Genomic DNA, 18692 nt, shown 5'->3' on the forward strand with positions numbered 1-18692 from the left:
GTTTACATATCCTGCTGGGTTGGTCTTACAATGATTTCATTGACATCTACATGATCAGGCTGCAGAACGGCATAAGAAATCGCTTTAGCAATATTCTCACTGTCCAGTGGCTTCATATCCCGATCCTTGAAACCGGCTAAGATATCTTCGTCTGTAATGGTATCAGTCAGTTCTGTTGCAACTGCACCAGGACAGATGATGGTGGTCCGGATGTTATGAGATGCATTCATTTCCATTCTCAAGCCTTCTGTAATCGCCCTGACGGCATATTTGGTTCCACTGTAGACTGAACTGCCCGGCATCACTTTATGTCCGGCTACGGATGAAATGTTAATGATATGTCCTGACTTCTGATCTTCCATATAAGGAAGAACAGCGGATATCCCATAGAGGACCCCTTTAATATTGACATCAACCATCTGATCCCATTCTTTGATTTTTCGTTTATTAATAAGTGAAAGGGGCATGAGACCGGCATTATTGACCAATACATCAATCCGGTCTGCTTCTTCTACCGTTTTCTTCGCAAGTTGTTCCATCTCTTCGACATTCGTTACGTCTGTCACGTGGTAATATGCCGTTCCGCCCATTTGCTCTATTTCATTTTTCAATTCCTTTAAACGTTCTTCCCGTCTTGCGGCAAGCATGACCGTCATATTCTTTGAGGCTAATTCCTTTGCCGTTGCCTGGCCGATCCCGCTGCTCGCTCCCGTAATAATCGCTACTTTCTTTGAACCCATATTCATTGTCCTCCTTAAAATTCATTTAGCTTATTTACCTCTCTTTTGTTTACACGTTAAATTCAGGAAATAAACACTACAGAGAGAGACGAGTGTGTTTTTCCAAATAAAAGAAAATAAATGTTTAGTCATGCTTTTGCTGGGAATATACATAATAGATTACTGAGAGGAGAGGTTGGCTGCATGGCAGAACATTCTACAGAAGAAAAGATGGAGTCGAAGGTAGGCAGTACAATGGATCGTATGTCAGAGGACAAAAAAGAGGACATTCTTTCAAACTTTGATGATTTCAAAGAATACTTAGGTAACAAGGTTTCCCTAGCGGATAAGCTGGGGATGAATGAAGAGCAGCAGGCAAAGGCAGCACAGAAGGTCGGGGACTATCTTGCAGCTCATGAAGAACCGAAAAACAGGGAAGAGAAGTTATTAAATGAATTATGGAAAGCGGGAAATAAAGAAGAACAGCATATGCTTTCTCACATGCTCGTGAAGCTTGTTCATGCAGAATCGTGAGGAAACAAAGAAGGGCATCCAGTCGGAAGCCCTTTTTTTGCTACATATGTATTTCTGGATCTACCTTCACCGTTACATTCCCTTTGATCGCACGAGTGATCATGCATGACTGTTCAGCCTTCAGCATTAATTTCTTTGAAAGTGCGATGTCTTTCTCACTAGCAGCAGATCCCAGAGACAGGATTGGCCGATGAATGATTTCTTTGTACGTGATGACTCCTTTATCAACTTCTACAATTCCTTCAGATGTCATCGTTAAGTCTTTTTTCTCTATATGACTTCTTTCCAGCATAGCAGCAAGAGTGATGATATAACATGTAGCTGCAGCTCCTAGGAGCATTTCATCAGGGTTTGTCCCGATTCCGGGACCGTCCATTTCAGGTGGGATCGAAATTTCCGTATGGAAATTTTCCGAGCTTAAAGTACCTGTGTCATTCCTTAGACCCGGCCATTCAGTGGAAATATGAAACGAGTGTTTTGCCATATATAGAATCCTCCTGGAAAACATGTTAAGAATATTGTATACACTTTGTGAATGGATGGCAAAGAAAAAAGACTCTACAGAGTAGAGTCTTTCGGTAAGCATAAGTTATGCTTTAGTAACGTTAGCTGCTTGGTCGCCACGGTTTCCTTGAACGATTTCAAAAGAAACTTTTTGACCTTCTTCTAAAGTTTTGAATCCTTCGCCTTGAATAGCTGAGAAGTGTACGAACACGTCGTCTCCACCTTCACGCTCGATGAATCCGAAACCTTTTTCTGCGTTAAACCATTTAACTGTACCTTCTAACATAATGTTACCTCCTCGTGTGTTCTCCACACAATGTATTACTATTCTTGCTCATGTAACTTCAAGGCGAAAAGCTTTAAAAACTTTGTCCATCCTTCCATTCCGAACAAAAATAATTCTATTACATATTATCAGGTAATTTTATATATGGCAACCCCGTGGAACGCCTGAAATGAAAATAGGCAGAACGAATGTGTGAATAGTACGTTTATTCTAATAACGTTTTAAAGGGTATGTGCAAAAGCTGAGTCAAAGGGTTGTGCGTACGTCCCAAAGCTCAGGGAAAAAGCGGTGGTCAAGCACTTTTTTTAAATACCCGACACCGCTGGAACCACCGGTACCCATTTTGTGACCGATGATTCTTTCGACTGTTTTCATATGGCGGAACCGCCATTGCTGGAGCCAATCCTCAATATCGATTAATTTTTCAGCCAACTCATAAAGGTCCCAATATTGATCAGGATTCTTATAGACGGTCGTCCAGGCATCGAGTACCGACTGGTTTTCACTGTAGGGCTTTGTATAATCACGATTCTTTACATCTTCATGAATAGGCAACCCTGCATCCGCCAAAGCAAGGATGGAAACATCATAAAGGGAAGGGGCTTCATAGGCATCGGTAAGCTGGGCCAATAACTCAGGATCTTTTTTATAAATTTCAAGAACATGCCTGGTTTTATACCCCAGGGAAAATTCGATCATTCTGTATTGGTACGATTGAAACCCTGAGGCTTGACCTAGGCTGTCCCTGAATTGGACATACTCTGATGGGGTGAGCGTGGATAACACGTCCCATGCATGGATGATCTGTGATTGTATCTTCGAAACCCTGGCAAGCATTTTGAATGCAGGGGACAGGTCGCCTTTTTGAATGGATATGATGCTTGCCCGGGTTTCATGCAGGATCAATTTCATCCATAGCTCACTGACTTGATGGATGATAATGAACAGCATTTCATCGTGGTGACCGGATAAACGCTTTTGACTGTCCAGTAACGAATCAAGCCCCAGATACTCACCATACGTCATCCTGTTAATAAAGTCCGTGTAAACTTCTTCATTCCCCATGGAATCGTTCTTGTTAACCATAAAGTTTCTCCCTTTCTTCTGTGTGAATTCAGAGATGCAACCAATTCATTCTCCTAGATATATATTTCTGGACAGAAACGGGGAATTCCTTCCTTCAATTGCCGAAGGTTTTTCTAACAGAGTACCAAAAGTTGAAAAAGGATTCTGCAGCCAGGAAATTATGGTAATATTAACACAATTCAAAGTCGATTCGAGGTGTAGGTTATGGAGAGGATTTATCTGTCTTCCCATTTGTATTGGAGGAATTTAAAGAAAGGAGATTGGAAGGATGTGCATGAGTATGCATCTTTAGAAGTTGTTTCCAGATTTCAGAATTGGGGACCAAATAAAGAACATGACACAATAGCCTATGTCGAAGAGGCCCTGCAAGCAATAAAAGTTATTCCGCAAACCAGGTATGTGCATGCGCTGGTAGACGAAAGAGTTGATAAAGTGATCGGTGCTGGTGAAATCATCATCAAAAGCTTTACTCATCGTTCGGGGGAGATCGGTTATATACTGCATCCTGACTATTGGGGAAAAGGAATAGGGACGCTTGTAGGGTGCGCACTGGTCGAAAGAGGGTTCGGTAATTTAAATCTACACAGGATTTCAGCAACCTGTGATCCACGGAACGTTTCTTCCCAACGAGTGTTAGTCAAGATCGGGATGACACTTGAGGGTAGAATCCGTCATCATATGAAGCTGAAAGATGGTTGGCGAGATTCGCTTCTTTATGGAATGTTAGAAGATGAGTGGAAAACAGAAGGAGGGGGGGAGAGCCATGAACGTAAGTAAGCTTTTGTCTTTCCGTATCCCTCTGTAAGGAAGATAAGCGGTTCAGATAGGATTGAATCGTATCTTAAAGGGGAAAATAAGAGTATCATTTCCTGCTTAGGAGTCTAAAACCATGGATACCTTACATCATATAAAGACGGTGATCCTTCGATTTTTCAAGGAACGCTTTTTCGATCATTCAGCACAGTTGGCCTATTACTTATTGCTATCTATTTTTCCATTTTTGATTTTCGTGTTTTCATTGATCAGTTATCTGCCCATATCTGAGACCAATGTGCTGCTGTTGATCAAACCTTTTGCACCTGATAAATCATACGCCATCATCCAGGATAATATCGAACGCATTCTATATGACCAAAGAGGGGACGTCTTATCGGTTTCCATTTTCTTTACCTTCTGGCTTTCTTCCATGGCGATCCAATCGATGGTACGTTCGTTGAATCAGGCATATAGGATTGAAAGGAAGAAACCCTTTTTAATCGCATTGTTGTATGATTTCTTATTGACGGTCGGTTTCATGGTCCTTATTTCGTTTTCCCTCATTGTACCTGTTGTCGAGGAATATATCCGTCATGCTCGATTTACAGAAGGCAAAATTAACGGCGAGTGGAGTCAGGCCTGGGTGATCGGCAAATGGGGATTGAGCTCTGTCTTTATGTTCATTCTCTTTGTCTTTCTCTATATGGTCGTTCCAAGTAAAAGGATATCTCTTCTCCATGTCATTCCTGGTGCCCTTGTTGCGACATTCGGGTGGCAGGGGGTGTCGTGGCTTTACGGGACTTACGTGAAATTGAATGATTACTCCCAATTTTACGGTCAGCTGGGGAGCGTCATCACGCTGGTGGTATGGTTTTATATATCTTCAACAATTCTTTTGATCGGGGGCTTGTTGAACGGAAGTGTAGCGGAGAAATCATTGAAATAGAAATCGCTTGGCATCAGTGCCAAGCGATTTCTATTTATTAAAGGTGATTCTCTTCCCGCATCATGACTACCAGCTTCTTCGAAATGGTCAATAGCACGATTCCCAATATGATGGCGGCCGCACCTATCACTGTAAATATTTCTAAATATCCGAGAGTGGCGGTAAGGGAAGCGAGTTGACCTGCAAGTAAGCTTGCCACTCCTATGGCAGCCATCCAAACGCCCATCAGGAGGGAGGCGATCTTCACGGGTGCTACTTTACTGACAAGAGACAAACCGACGGGGGACAGAAATAATTCTCCCAGTGTGTGAAGCAAATACGTAAAGACGATGAACAATAAATTGGCTTTGACTGTAATATTTTGTTCATCTGACCCGGTTTGCATTACTGCAGGTATAAGCACCATGAAGCCCAGGCCGAGGAGGATCATCCCGATTCCCATTTTCGTCGTCATATTTAAATCACCCGTTTTCGATCGAGAAAGTCTTAACCAGACGCTTGAGAGGATCGGTGCAAGGATGACGATGAATAATGGATTGACGGATTGGAACCATGCAACGGGAATGGTATAACCGTATACATCCCGGTCGATGAAGTTTTTCGTATAGAGAGTGAATGAACTCCCCGCCTGTTCAAATCCAGCCCAGAAAAAAACGACGAAGCATGCTAGGATGAGAATGGCTGTCGTACGCTGTTTTTCCTTCTTCGTCAAAGGGACATCCCTGTCTTCATTAGCTTCTTCTGCTAATAGTCTATTTGGCTTTAATCCTACTTCCCCTAGATATTTATTGTTTAAAGTACTAAAGATGATCTGCCCGGTGATCATTCCGATGGAGGATGCAAGGAATGCCCATTTGAATCCATAATGCATCGTTCCGTCCGCCATGGTGGTGAGGAATAGGTCTTCTGCAAGAAAACCTGCAATAAGAGGAGCGAATAATGCTCCCAGGTTGATGCCCATATAGAATATGGTAAAAGCTGCATCTTTTCGTTTATCGTTCCTCGGGTATAGCTCTCCTACGAGTGTGGAAATATTCGGTTTGAAAAAACCGTTTCCAAGTACGAGCAGGGCAAGTCCTGCATATAAGCCGATTTGGGAGTGGGTCAGGAAAATGGTGAAATCTCCACATGCCATGGTGATTCCCCCAATGGTGATCGCCTTTCTCAGCCCGATATATCGATCCGTCAGCCATCCCCCTAATATAGGGGTGAAGTAAACACTGCCGGTATAAATGCCATAAATGGACAATGCTTTTGCAGGATCGACTCCCAAGCCTCCGCTTACAAAGGCAGTCGTTAAGTAAAGAACGAGCAGGGCCCTCATTCCATAGTAACTATACCGTTCCCATAATTCTGTAAAGAATAACAGGTATAGACCTTTGGGATGCTTTTTACCTTGAGGTAAACGGTCTAATGTTGATGAGTTCACTATATCACTCCTATTTTTATAAAAATAAGTAGGTCTGGCCGAAAACGGAGGGGAGTAAATTTTTTCCGAATCCTCTCATAGTATTCCCGTTCTTTTCATAGGCATGTACAAAAAGGGATGGTGAGGAAATTGTTTAATGGGTGTATATATTGCGGTCATGCATCACTCTCGGAAAACGAATTATATATGAATGAAGGTTATGAAGTAGCAAAATGGAACGGCACTGGACAGCGAGTCGAAGGGGATATGGTCATGTACAGTTGTGATCATTGTGGATTTCTTCACCCCTTCATTAAGAAGAAACGAAAGAAGTTCGAAAGGGAAGGCATGAAGAAATCCAGGGGCATTCGATGGAATATTCGGTAAACAGAATTTGTAGTAGTGTTGCAAATGACGGTATAATATGGGAAGGGAGGGAGTCAAATGAATACATATCCAGATACGAAGAAGACCATTCAATTGATAAAGGAACTTGTAGAAATACCAAGTCCTTCAGGAAACACGAATACGATCATGAATTTTGTGGAGGAATATTTCTCAGACTTACAGGTAGAGATGAAAAGGAATCGAAAGGGTGCACTCATCATCACCCTGCCTGGTGAAGATACAATGAGGCACCGCATGCTTACGGCACATGTCGATGCATTAGGTGCCATGGTTAAGGAAATTAAGAGCGATGGACGCTTACGGTTATCCATGATCGGTGGATTCAGATGGAATGCTGTGGAAGGGGAGTACTGCAGGATTGAAACATCTACAGGCAAAACCTACAGTGGAACCATCCTCATGCATCAAACGTCTGTCCATGTATACAAAAATGCAGGTGAAGCGAAACGGGACGAAACGAATATAGAAGTTCGGATCGACGAAAAAGTACGGAATGCTACTGATGTAAGAGAGCTGGGAATAGAAGTAGGGGATTTCGTATCATTTGATCCCCGTGCTGAAATTACAGAAAGCGGGTTCATAAAATCCCGTCATCTTGATGATAAAGCGAGTGTAGGGATGCTCATGCAGTTAATTCGCCACATTCAATCTGAAGGAATCACGCTTCCTTATACGACCCATTTTCTGATTTCGAATAATGAAGAAATCGGTTATGGTGGGAATTCGAATATTCCTGACGAAACGATTGAATATTTGGCCGTCGATATGGGAGCGATCGGTGATGGGCAATCCACGGATGAGTTTACCGTATCAATTTGTGCGAAAGATTCAAGTGGACCTTATCATTATGGACTTCGCAAGCATTTAGTCTCATTGGCTGAAGAGAATGGGATCGAATATAAAGTGGATATTTATCCTTACTATGGATCGGATGCTTCCGCTGCCATACGGGCAGGGTTTGATATTGTCCATGGATTGATTGGGGCAGGGATCGATGCATCTCATGCTTACGAACGCACCCACGAATCCTCCATTCTTCACACAGAAAATTTACTATGGCATTATGTTCAATCCAAGATGGTCATTGAATGATCAAGACGTCTTCCATTACCTTTTTTATAGGTGATGGAGGACTTTTTTTTGTTTCATCTAAAATTAATAGGGGTATGGTGACATTTGTGTGAGAAAAATTTGTTTTGACTTTAGGAGGTATTTCTCTTATCAAAGTTAAGATGATAAGATAAAATATAAACACTATTAACTTAAAATGAGGTAAAAGAATGATTACATATAATCTGTTAGAGAGCATTAAATTAAAAACGGTATATGGTGAACTTCCTTCTGAGATAACTGATATTCACGTCGATTCAAGAAAAGTGACAGAAGGTACGATGTTTGTATGTACGAGAGGTTACACAGTGGATGGGCATGATTTCGCAGCAATGGCCGTAGAAAAAGGGGCGACCCTAATCGTGGCTGAAAAGCAGCTTGATATTGATCTAAGTAAGGCGGCATTAGTCGTAGTAAAAGATACATTCAAAGCTTTGGCTCAATTATCGAATAAATATTATGGTTATCCTTCTCAGAAGCTCACTGTGTTCGGTGTGACGGGTACAAACGGAAAGACGACGGTCAGTAATCTGATCCATTCCATCCTTAAACGTGCCGGTCAGAGTTCGGCTTTATCCGGAACGATCGGGTTTAACCTGGATGGTGAATTGCTTCCCAGTGAAAATACGACATGTGATAATTTAACGAATCAGCAGATGATGCAAAGTGCCCTGGATCGGAAGATTGAAAACTTCACCCTTGAAGTATCTTCCCACGGACTGGCCCTCGGCAGATTATGGGGAATCGACTTTGATGTTGTAGCATTTACAAACTTAAGTCATGATCACTTGGATTATCATGGGACGATGGAGCATTACGGATATGCAAAAGGTCTTTTATTCTCCCAGTTGGGGCAGGACCTTCAACATCCAAAGTATGTCATCCTAAATGCTGATGATGAATGGTATCACCGATACAGCTACATGACCCCACATGAAGTCATCAGTTACGGACTTGACGCTCATGCAGACTTCAAGGCTGTGGATATTGAATATTTCAATGATATGACTAAGTTCACATTGAATTCACCGGATGGGAGCTTTGAGGTGGAAATGAAGCTCTTGGGGAAATTCAATGTCTATAATGTACTGACTGCCATGGCATGCCTGTATGCAAGGGGGATGGAAATCACAAGACTCATTGAAATCATCCGTGACCTGCCACCGGTGAATGGGCGAATGGAAAAGGTTGATATGAAGGCACCGCTTTCGGTGTACATTGATTACGCCCATACACCTGATGCCATTGAAAATGCCATTCAATCCGTCCTTCCGTTCAAGGAGAATAAAATTATCTTCCTGGTCGGTACAGGTGGAAACCGTGATAAGACCAAACGTCCGACAATGGCCGAAAAAGCATCACTTGCAGACTATGTCATCCTGACGACGGATGACCCAAGGTATGAGGAATACGATAGCATCCTGAACGATCTGGAAAAAGGCATGCAGCATGAACATTATGCCCTCATCGGGGATCGTGCTGAAGCCGTTAAACATGCCATCCGAGTAAGTGAACCCGGAGATATCATCATCTTCGCAGGAAAAGGACATGAGGATTATCAAATCATCGAAAATACAAAATATCCCCACAGTGATAAGCAGATTGCAACGGAAGAAAGCAATCTGAAGTACGGGATAACAGAATAATCTCTCCAGGAACAGACCAATACGCCAAATGTTGGTCTGTTTTTTTTTGATGAGGATAGACGGAATTCACAATCTTTGGTAAATTTAAAGTACACATTAAAAGATGAAAGAATGAAGCATATGAAGTTTTCGTTATATTTAAATGATTATGAAACAGAAAAATTGTTTTCCACTTTGAGATGGCTGTTTGTCCTGATCGCCACGCTCATCTTTTACATACCTCCATTTTCAGAAAATATTACAACGAACAAAACGGTTTTTCCTTATTTATTGGTATCAGGAGTCATTTATATGCTGGTGACTCAAATTGCATTGATACAGGCTCGGGAGGACAAGCACAGTCTTCAATTCATACTGAAGGCGGGTATCGTCTTTGATTTTCTGGCGCTGATTTGGCTGATGGTCCTATCACAAGGAATACATAGTCCGCTATATCCGATATCCATTTTATTCGTGATGCACGCGACGATCTACTGGAGGACGAAGGGTGCACTCGTCTCCCTGTCTGTATTCAGTGTAAGCTATGCTGTGATGGGATTTATGACAGACGATATCCTTCTATTTCAGCATTATTTCACTTTGACCTCCAACTTGTTCTTTCTATGGATCATAGGGTTGTTCGGGGCGTTAATCATGTTAAGAGAGCGGGCTCAATATGTCCAAAAAGAAGCTTACCATCACCTTGCCCATAAGGACTATTTATCAGGATTGTTGAATCATCGTTCGTTTCAGGAAAGGTTCAGAAGCAAACTGGAAGAGAAAGAATCCTTCATCCTATTATTGGGAGATATAGATGATTTCAAAAAGGTGAATGATGAATATGGCCATTTAACAGGGGATGACGTCATTCGGAAGACAGGCGGAGTGTTTCGTTTCCATGCAGAAGCATACAATGGGCAGGCGTTCAGATATGGTGGGGAGGAATTTGTCTTTATCTTACCTACTATGGATGAGCGTATCATCCAACGGTTCCTGCAGGAATTATACAGACAGTTAGCCAAATTGGAGCCAATTGCCATCTCCATGAGCTTCGGTCAGTCTCAATCAACGGAAACCCTGGAACCTGAAAGACTGATTGCACTTGCTGATGAGCGCCTGTATCATGCCAAGATATCAGGGAAAGGGAGAACCTGTCTGGCAAATGATACACTGATCGTACCTTGAGACTTATCAACCTATAACGAAAAAGAAGCCATCCGGCAGAGGATGGCTTCTTTCTTAAAACTGTGAATTAAATGAACATCCCGGCAATGGCTGCACTTAATAATGAAGCAAGGGCACCTGCAGCGACTGCTCTTAATCCTAAACGGGCAATATCTCCTCTGCGGTTTGGTGCGAGATTCCCAAGTCCGCCGAGTAATATCCCCAGGGAAGAAAGATTCGCAAATCCACAGAGGGCGAATGAAATGATCGCAACGGTTTTATCGGATAGGTTTCCGATTTCCGGTGCAAAAGCTGAATACGCTACAAATTCATTAATGACAAGTTTCTGCCCAATGAAGTTTCCTGCTGTAACGGCTTCATGCCATGGTACACCGATCGCAAACGCGAGAGGTGCAAATACATAACCAAGAATAAGCTGAAGTGAAAGGCTGTCGAATCCGAACCATCCGCCTACTAATCCAAGTAATCCATTGATCATGGCGACAAGAGCGATGAATGCAAGTAGCATAGCACCAATATTTAAAGCCAGTTGCAGTCCGACGCTTGCACCATTGGCTGCAGCATCGATCACGTTGGCAGATTCCGAATCCGCTTCCATTTCAAACGCTTCAGGTTCGGGAGAATCATCTGTTTCAGGCACAAATAACTTGGCCATGACAAGACCTGCAGGAGCAGCCATGAAGCTTGCAGCAAGTAAGTATTCCAGTGGAACCCCTAAAAGAGAATAACCAACAAGGACAGATCCGGCTACGGATGCCAATCCGCCTGTCATGACGGCGAAAAGTTCAGATTCAGTCATTTTTGCTAAGAAAGGTCTTACGACTAATGGTGCTTCCGTTTGTCCGACAAAAATATTCGCTGCGGCAGACAATGATTCCGCTTTCCTTGTTCCCAACAGTTTAGACAAACCGCCGCCTAAAATCTTGATGAAAAATTGCATGATTTTAAGATAATAAAGAACTGAAATTAAAGCTGAGAAGAAAATAACGACTGGAAGTACATTGAATGCAAAAATGAACGCTATATTTGATTCTTCAGTGTAAAGTCCTCCAAATAGGAAAGTGATCCCCTCGTTGGAATAATTGATGATGGCGTTCACCACTTCGGTCAATCCTTTAAGTGCCCCTTGTCCCCAAGACGTCTTTAACACGATAAAAGCGAAAAATAACTGTATGGCAAGCCCACCAAGGACTGTTCTTAAATTAACCCGCTTTTTGTTTTTAGAAAATGCAAACGCAATTCCCATAACGACAATGATACCCAAAATACCCCATAAATATTGCACTTCTTTCACCTCTTCGATAAGTATGATTGAAACTTGATGCTTTCGGATTTTTATTTTACAATTCTTTCAGACGTCTGACAACCTACAATTGCAAGATTTGTCGAAAGTTGTACGGACAACAACGTCAATAGTATGCGCAAATACAGCGTTTTCATGAAAGGGGATACAATAATGAAGATCAGAAAAAATTTTTTGGAAGGCTTGGAACAAAAAGTATATATATATGAAAACAAGAAAGAAGAGTTCATTCTAATCGCTGTACCGGCAATCGAATGGTCGTACTCATTCTTTTATCAGGATGAAGAAATCCAATCAAAATTGTTCCATTCATTAACGGAAAGGATCCCACACGAAACAGCTGAAACGTTAAGTTCACGAATTGTCCAATGGACGACTGAGATGTAAGAAATGTTTAACCCGGTACTAATTATTGCTGAAAGCAGTAAACAGTGGCTTCTTGTTCCATTCTTTGTTGCATTGTTACTTTAGAACGAATATGATGAGAAAGTGAGAATGACGAGAAAGGATTTTATGAATGAAAATAGACTTTATACAGGAAGTTCAGTCAAGACGGACTTTCGCCATCATTTCCCACCCGGATGCTGGGAAAACAACCTTAACGGAACAGCTTCTATTATTCGGAGGTGCGATTCGCGCCGCTGGAACAGTAAAAGGAAAGAAATCAGGTAAGTTTGCAACATCTGACTGGATGGAAATCGAGAAGCAGAGAGGGATCTCTGTGACTTCTTCTGTCATGGCCTTCGATTATGATGATTACAGGGTGAATATTCTGGATACACCGGGTCACCAAGACTTCTCCGAAGACACTTATAGAACATTGATGGCAGTTGACAGCGCTGTGATGATCATCGATTCAGCGAAAGGGATCGAGGCACAAACCTTGAAACTATTCAAAGTTTGTCGAATGAGAGGGATTCCGATCTTCACCTTCATCAATAAGCTTGATCGCCAAGGGCGTGAACCACTTGAGTTATTGGAAGAACTTGAAGAAGTATTGGGAATCCAATCGTATCCAATGAATTGGCCGATAGGGATGGGGAAAGAATTCTTAGGAATCTATGATCGCTTCCATAATCGCATCGAGCAATTTCGAGTAGAGGAAGATGATCGCTTTATTCCATTAAATGATGAAGGTGAAATTGAGGGAGAACATCCTCTTAAAGAAAGCAATCTATATAATCAAACTCTTGAAGATGTTTTGTTGCTGAATGAAGCTGGAAACCAGTTTTCACGTGAACGCATAGCGAATGGGGAGTTGTCTCCGGTCTTTTTCGGAAGTGCATTAACGAATTTCGGTGTACAAACATTCCTTGAAACATACTTACAGTTTGCTCCATCTCCACAGCCAAGGAATTCCGATGCGGGAGAGATCGAGCCGACAGCAGAGGATTTCTCCGGGTTTGTATTTAAGATTCAAGCCAATATGAATCCAGCTCACCGGGATCGGATTGCATTTGTCCGCATTTGCTCAGGTCAATTCGAAAGAGGAATGACGGTGAATCTTTCCCGTACAGGAAAGTCCATTAAACTTGCGCAATCGACTCAATTTCTTGCAGATGACCGGAGTACGGTGAATGAAGCGGTCAGTGGGGATATCATCGGGGTTTATGACACGGGTACCTATCAAATCGGTGATACACTCGTCCAGGGGAAGCAAGGCTTTCAGTATGAAAAGCTGCCTCAATTCACGCCTGAACTTTTTGTCCGGGTCACAGCCAAGAACGTGATGAAGCAGAAGCACTTCCAAAAAGGGATCCTTCAGCTTGTCCAAGAAGGAGCCATTCAATACTATAAGACACGTACCGAAGACATCATTCTAGGGGCAGTTGGTCAACTTCAGTTTGAAGTATTTGAGCATAGAATGAAGAATGAGTACAACGTGGATGTAAAAATGGAACCGATCGGGTCTAAGATTGCACGGTGGATTGAAAACGAAGAAGATGTCAAGGAGTCCATGTCCAGCTCCAGGAGCATGCTGGTCAAAGATCGACATGAGAATCTTGTCTTCCTTTTCGAGAACGATTTTGCCATGAGATGGTTCAATGATAAAAATCCGGATATACGATTATATAGTTTAATGTAAGGACACTTAGCACTTCTCCTAATACTGGAGGAGTGCTTTTTCCATTTAATAAAGTTTTTCTCCCTGTGTTGCATTTAAATTAGCGAGTGCTGACTACCACTCCAGGTGCTCGCTTTCCGCGGGACGTTAGTTGAGCCTCCTCGGGCTATGCCCTGCGGGGTCTCAAGATCCAGCTCTGGCGGCTAGCCCCTCGAGGTCATAAGCAAAATGGTCCAAGAAGGCAAAAGAACGCCTTCTTAGCCCATTCAACTTATGCTTGTCGGGTCTGAACGAGCCGCCTCCGCTTTTCGTACTTTCCAGCGTTTCCAGCAGGAGTCGAGCACCTTCACCTTCAACCAACTGACCGAGTTAAATTTTCTACTAGTAAAAATATAGTCGACTGAATACCATCAGTTTAAAGTATTAAGAGGCAATGCAAGTGAATTGTATTAGTGGTTATTTTCTTTAACTTAGTTTCATATCATTTCACAAAGCTCTGTCAGATTAGGCTTAGTTAAAGGGTGAGGGGAACTGCGTAGACTCCTACGGAAAACGGGCTCGGCCGAACGTCCCTGGAAAGCGGAGCAGTTCCCCTCACTCTGTAGCATACATTAAGTTGGCAGAGCATTTGCAAATCATTGTCAACATAAAATGACGACAATCTATGTGTGAGAAAAACTGAAACACCATAATCATAAAAATTCACTGTCATTGAGTAATTTTTCCTAAAATAAAGGGATATTATTGGCGTTGGTAGGGTATTTAGACTTAGTATATAGGTATGGGTATTTATTGACGTTACAGGGGAAGGAAGAGATGTTATGCAATACGCATGTGCGAACTGTGGAATAGAGATGGAATATCATGAGGCAGGGTTTTTATTTTTACATAACGAAAAAGGGTTGGACTTACCGCTGACAGGATCAGGTGATAGGACAGAAGAAGGCTTGTATGTTTTGCCATATGACAATCTTGATGACCTTTATGAAAAATTATCAGAAATAGAAACCACATTAGTGAATGAAGGATGGACATGCAGCTTTAATTGTACAGAAAAGCCCGGTCCCTTCCGTCCCTCAAAAGAATTCATGGATTTAATTAAATATAGAGAAATGGTAAAGCTGATTCAGGGGGGGCAATTTAAGAGCCATCTTCAGCCTATCATCGATCTTGGCGATTTCAGTCTTTTTGGCTATGAATCGCTCTTACGGTCAAATAGTGGCAATAAGCGCATCAATCCAGGGGAGTTGTTCGAAGCCGCCTCGCGAACTGGTTTTCATTCCATGTTGGATCAGAAGGCGAGGAAATCAGCCATCGAGTCCAGGCAGGGCCAAGTGGATCCTGGTACGAAGAGCTTTATCAATTTTCTTCCTTCCACGATTTATAACCCTGAATTTTGTTTGCGCCATACGTTCAAGATTGTGAAGGAATGCAATGTGAATCCTGAAGATCTCGTCTTCGAAGTGGTAGAAACAGAGAAGATTGCAGATGTAGATCACTTGCGCTCTGTTCTTGACGTATATAAGAGAGAAGGCATGAAAGTCGCCCTTGATGACGTAGGTTCAGGTTTTGCAACGGTTGAAATGTTAAGCCTGCTTCAGCCGGACTATGTAAAGATCGATCGATCCTTCATCAATCACTGTGATCGTGATGACGATAATCAGGCATTTTTACGTAAAGTGATGAAGATTGCCGGAGAATTGGACATATTGGTCCTGGCAGAAGGGGTTGAGAGAAAAGAAGAATTACTTTTCTGTAAAGATATCGGGATCCACTATGCACAAGGCTATTTCATAGGAAAACCACAAGAAGAAGCGATGGAACCATTTGCTGAAACTCAATTCGTTTAATAGACAAGCCCTTCCCAATAATTACGGGAGGGCTTTTATTTGTAATGGGATCCTTCCAAGGCAAAGGAGAACGAAATAGTTCCTTGACAAATTCAAATGAAATGATAATATATTACTATAAATTACTTTAGTGCATAAAAGCTTAAAAGCGTTTAAGAGTGAAAGAGTAACGAGAACCTTAAACAATCAATCACATATTCATTGTCTTGAACAACGCAGTAGGAATAAGTGAGACAGCAATCAGAGACTGGACGTCAGCTGGAAGTCCAGGTCCGCTTCTTTCTGAATTACATTGTTTATGAATTCTCTAAGTGATTAGGGGGTTTATCAAGAGACAACCTTTATGAAGTGGAAATAAATCAGGTTATGTCTTGGATCAGTCGATCTTATGCTAGCCATGGGTTTATTTCAATTAGGGTGGTAACGCGGAGAATTCTTCGTCCCTATCGGGGATGGAGGGTTCTTTTTGTTATAAAATCCTATTTCGGTCACATAGCTCACAGAAGGAAGTGTTAACATGTTAAACATTCATAGCGTTCATAAACCGTCCGTTAAAGAAGCATCTACAGTATTACTTGTTGTACTGGGAATCATCAGTGTCAGCATTATCGGAGTGGGAGCGGTCCCTCATATTCCGATCATACTTTCCCTCTTCTTTTTGATGGTTTATGGGTTGGTACGCAAAGTGGAGTTCAAAGAAATTGAAAAGGGGATGATTGCCGGTGCGCAGGGTGGATTAGGTGCCATTCTCTTATTTTTCTTTATTGGACTGCTTGTAAGCAGCTGGTTGATCAGTGGGACCATTCCCACGTTAATGTTTTACGGGTTTGAATTTGTCACTCCACATTATTTTTATGCGATTGCCTTTTTACTCACATCCTTAAGCGGAGTAGCAATCGGAAGCTCACTGACAACGGCGGCAACCATTGGTGTAGCGTTAATCGGAATCGGTGAGGCTATGGGTTTATCCATGTCAATCACAGCGGGTGCGATCGTTTCAGGTGCCTTTTTTGGAGATAAGATGTCCCCTTTATCGGATACAACCAACCTTGCGTCATCCATCGTCAAGGTGGATCTGTTCACCCATATTCGAAATATGGCCTGGACGACCGTACCCGCCTTTATCATTACATTGATTGTATTTGGTGTCCTTTCGCCCGGGACCAGTAAGGTCAATCTGTCCGAGCTTGATGCGTTGCAGGAAGGTTTAATGCAGACCGGACTGATCCACTGGTACAGCTTAGTTCCTTTAGTGTTGCTGGTGGTACTGATCGTATACAAAACACCTGCATTATTCACACTTGCCATTACGATTGCCGTCTCTGTGTTATTATCTTTTTTCCACGGGACGTTAGCGGTAAATGAATTATTCCAGGTACTGTTCGAAGGTTTTACATCGAAGACTGGGGTGGAATCCGTTGACTCGCTTTTATCAAGAGGGGGAGTGAACAGCATGATGTTTACCATTTCCCTTGTCATTCTCTCACTGAGTCTAGGAGGATTACTATTTAAACTTGGAATCATCCCGGCGTTGCTCCACAAGGTGTCTGCTGTCATTCAATCTGAAAGACGAACGATTCTTTCCACTGCACTATCAGCGATCGGTATCAATCTTGTGGTAGGGGAGCAATACTTATCCATTCTATTGACGGGTGAAGCTTTTCAATCTCAATACAAAAAATTGGGTCTTCACCCAAAAACCTTATCCCGGACATTGGAAGATGCAGGAACTGTCGTGAATCCCCTTGTTCCATGGAGTGTGTGCGGAATATTCCTTACAGATGTGTTAGGTGTTTCCACGATTGAATATTTACCATTTGCGGTGTTCTGCCTGATTTCTCCGGTCATCACTATCCTATATGGTTTCACAGGATGGACCATCGAGAAAGAGAAAACGGAGAACAACCCTGCTATATCAAATTCGTAACAATCAAGGACTGTCAGTCTTAATGATTCACTCTCTTACTGTGAGGATGATTCATTTTGAGGACAGTCCTTTTTGTTGCATTTCTCTATATGTGTCAAAATAACGCTGGTAATATTGGCTCCCTGTAGATATCATGAATAAATGAAATAGGGGGAGTACCGCGATCATCGCTGGATTGTTAAGCAATAATACACCTTCCCGTACCATAAATACTTCAACGGTCAAGAGAAAAAGGATACTCCCTAATGTATATTTCCAATCGCAGTTTCTAAAAAAAATTACTAAACTATAAAAGTACGTCGTGAACCAAATGTATATGGCATTCCCTGCGATCAAATCCCTGACAGGATTCGAAAAATGATTCAGGGGAACGATATATAGATTCAGCAGGGAAGACAAAATCCAGGCGAAAGAAAGGGAAATGGTAGAGAGTGCAAAGTACAAAGTGATGAAATGAACATAATGATTCGAAGACTCCTCAAGAACCTTCCACCATGTTTTTGCCAGTATGACTGAAATAATGAGGAAAAAAGTTGTATAATACGATTTCCACCAATGATGTTCGTATAAATTTATGTGTATGAACCACGTTTCAATAAGGAAGAAGACACTGATGATGACCGCAATTCTCCATGCCGGCAAGCGGTACAGCACAACGTACGTGATGGCAACAGGAACAGAAAATGCCTGTGAACTGATTGACCCCAGGACGCTGTCATTGTAATTATTCGATAAAATATGGGGATGATACGTATAGCTATTAAATAATACAAATATGACATATTCAAATACATAGGCCAACCCGGAAATGAAAAGCCAAAATAGGATGATCCTGCCATAAATTTGACGATTCCTCATCACAATGAAAAATAGTGCGAAAATGCTGAATAGACTAAGGAATACAAAGGGAACCCAGTTCGCCATTTTAATGCTCCTTACGTTACAGTATAAAAATAGTGTACACCGATAGGATGGAATTA

Annotated in this window: 18 protein-coding genes; 11 read left to right on the forward strand and 7 right to left on the reverse strand. The window is 42.1% G+C overall.

Annotated features, from left to right (window positions below):
- Positions 1-2: 2 nt before the first annotated feature.
- On the reverse strand, positions 3-740 hold the full coding sequence (locus tag NQ095_RS11935) for an SDR family oxidoreductase (protein ID WP_258263700.1): 738 nt from the start codon (positions 738-740) through the stop codon (positions 3-5).
- Between the two features lie 183 nt (positions 741-923).
- On the opposite strand from NQ095_RS11935, the gene NQ095_RS11940 reads away from it, so the two are divergent.
- Positions 924-1253, forward strand: coding sequence for a DUF3243 domain-containing protein (locus NQ095_RS11940; protein ID WP_258263701.1), 330 nt, complete (start codon positions 924-926; stop codon positions 1251-1253).
- Positions 1254-1293: 40 nt separating this feature from the next.
- Here the strand turns inward: NQ095_RS11940 and NQ095_RS11945 are convergent, their stop codons facing one another.
- The 3 genes from NQ095_RS11945 to kynA form a co-directional block, all read right to left on the reverse strand.
- Complete coding sequence (locus tag NQ095_RS11945) at positions 1294-1737, reverse strand: SACOL1771 family peroxiredoxin (protein ID WP_258263702.1); 444 nt, start codon at positions 1735-1737, stop codon at positions 1294-1296.
- 105 nt (positions 1738-1842) lie between these two features.
- Entirely contained in the window at positions 1843-2043 is a 201-nt protein-coding gene (locus tag NQ095_RS11950) for a cold-shock protein (RefSeq protein ID WP_034763568.1), read from the reverse strand.
- A gap of 246 nt (positions 2044-2289) precedes the next feature.
- A complete protein-coding gene (gene kynA / locus NQ095_RS11955; protein WP_258263703.1) occupies positions 2290-3129 on the reverse strand; it encodes a tryptophan 2,3-dioxygenase in 840 nt (279 codons plus the stop codon).
- A gap of 204 nt (positions 3130-3333) precedes the next feature.
- On the opposite strand from kynA, the gene NQ095_RS11960 reads away from it, so the two are divergent.
- A complete protein-coding gene (locus NQ095_RS11960; protein WP_258263704.1) occupies positions 3334-3906 on the forward strand; it encodes a GNAT family N-acetyltransferase in 573 nt (190 codons plus the stop codon).
- Between the two features lie 112 nt (positions 3907-4018).
- The gene (locus NQ095_RS11965) at positions 4019-4831 is read left to right on the forward strand and encodes a YihY/virulence factor BrkB family protein (protein ID WP_258263705.1); all 813 of its coding nucleotides are present in this window, start codon (positions 4019-4021) and stop codon (positions 4829-4831) included.
- Positions 4832-4868: 37 nt separating this feature from the next.
- Here the strand turns inward: NQ095_RS11965 and NQ095_RS11970 are convergent, their stop codons facing one another.
- Complete coding sequence (locus NQ095_RS11970) at positions 4869-6263, reverse strand: peptide MFS transporter (protein ID WP_258263824.1); 1395 nt, start codon at positions 6261-6263, stop codon at positions 4869-4871.
- Between the two features lie 114 nt (positions 6264-6377).
- Here NQ095_RS11970 and NQ095_RS11975 point away from each other — a divergent pair, with 114 nt between their 5' ends.
- The 4 genes from NQ095_RS11975 (at position 6378) to NQ095_RS11990 (ending at position 10567) form a co-directional block, all read left to right on the forward strand.
- Complete coding sequence (locus tag NQ095_RS11975; RefSeq protein WP_258263706.1) at positions 6378-6626, forward strand: hypothetical protein; 249 nt, start codon at positions 6378-6380, stop codon at positions 6624-6626.
- 57 nt (positions 6627-6683) lie between these two features.
- On the forward strand, positions 6684-7739 hold the full coding sequence (locus NQ095_RS11980; protein ID WP_258263707.1) for a M42 family metallopeptidase: 1056 nt from the start codon (positions 6684-6686) through the stop codon (positions 7737-7739).
- A 188-nt stretch (positions 7740-7927) separates the two neighbouring features.
- A complete protein-coding gene (locus NQ095_RS11985) occupies positions 7928-9403 on the forward strand; it encodes a UDP-N-acetylmuramoyl-L-alanyl-D-glutamate--2,6-diaminopimelate ligase (RefSeq protein ID WP_258263708.1) in 1476 nt (491 codons plus the stop codon).
- A gap of 120 nt (positions 9404-9523) precedes the next feature.
- A complete protein-coding gene (locus NQ095_RS11990; RefSeq protein WP_258263709.1) occupies positions 9524-10567 on the forward strand; it encodes a GGDEF domain-containing protein in 1044 nt (347 codons plus the stop codon).
- A gap of 67 nt (positions 10568-10634) precedes the next feature.
- Here the strand turns inward: NQ095_RS11990 and NQ095_RS11995 are convergent, their stop codons facing one another.
- Positions 10635-11852 carry a NupC/NupG family nucleoside CNT transporter gene (locus NQ095_RS11995; RefSeq protein WP_258263710.1) on the reverse strand — a complete coding sequence of 406 codons (1218 nt, stop codon included), beginning with the start codon at positions 11850-11852 and terminating at the stop codon, positions 10635-10637.
- Positions 11853-12023: 171 nt separating this feature from the next.
- Between NQ095_RS11995 and NQ095_RS12000 the strand changes: the two genes are divergently transcribed.
- The 4 genes from NQ095_RS12000 (at position 12024) to nhaC (ending at position 17712) form a co-directional block, all read left to right on the forward strand.
- A complete protein-coding gene (locus NQ095_RS12000) occupies positions 12024-12257 on the forward strand; it encodes a YueH family protein (RefSeq protein ID WP_258263711.1) in 234 nt (77 codons plus the stop codon).
- 130 nt (positions 12258-12387) lie between these two features.
- Entirely contained in the window at positions 12388-13956 is a 1569-nt protein-coding gene (locus NQ095_RS12005) for a peptide chain release factor 3 (RefSeq protein ID WP_258263712.1), read from the forward strand.
- 800 nt (positions 13957-14756) lie between these two features.
- Entirely contained in the window at positions 14757-15785 is a 1029-nt protein-coding gene (locus tag NQ095_RS12010; protein WP_258263713.1) for an EAL domain-containing protein, read from the forward strand.
- Positions 15786-16302: 517 nt separating this feature from the next.
- The gene (gene nhaC, locus NQ095_RS12015; protein WP_258263714.1) at positions 16303-17712 is read left to right on the forward strand and encodes a Na+/H+ antiporter NhaC; all 1410 of its coding nucleotides are present in this window, start codon (positions 16303-16305) and stop codon (positions 17710-17712) included.
- A gap of 51 nt (positions 17713-17763) precedes the next feature.
- Here the strand turns inward: nhaC and NQ095_RS12020 are convergent, their stop codons facing one another.
- Positions 17764-18636 carry a hypothetical protein gene (locus NQ095_RS12020; RefSeq protein WP_258263715.1) on the reverse strand — a complete coding sequence of 291 codons (873 nt, stop codon included), beginning with the start codon at positions 18634-18636 and terminating at the stop codon, positions 17764-17766.
- Positions 18637-18692: the final 56 nt, after the last annotated feature.

The sequence above is a fragment of the Rossellomorea sp. SC111 genome, from assembly GCF_024733565.1.
Lineage (GTDB): Bacteria > Bacillota > Bacilli > Bacillales > Bacillaceae_B > Rossellomorea.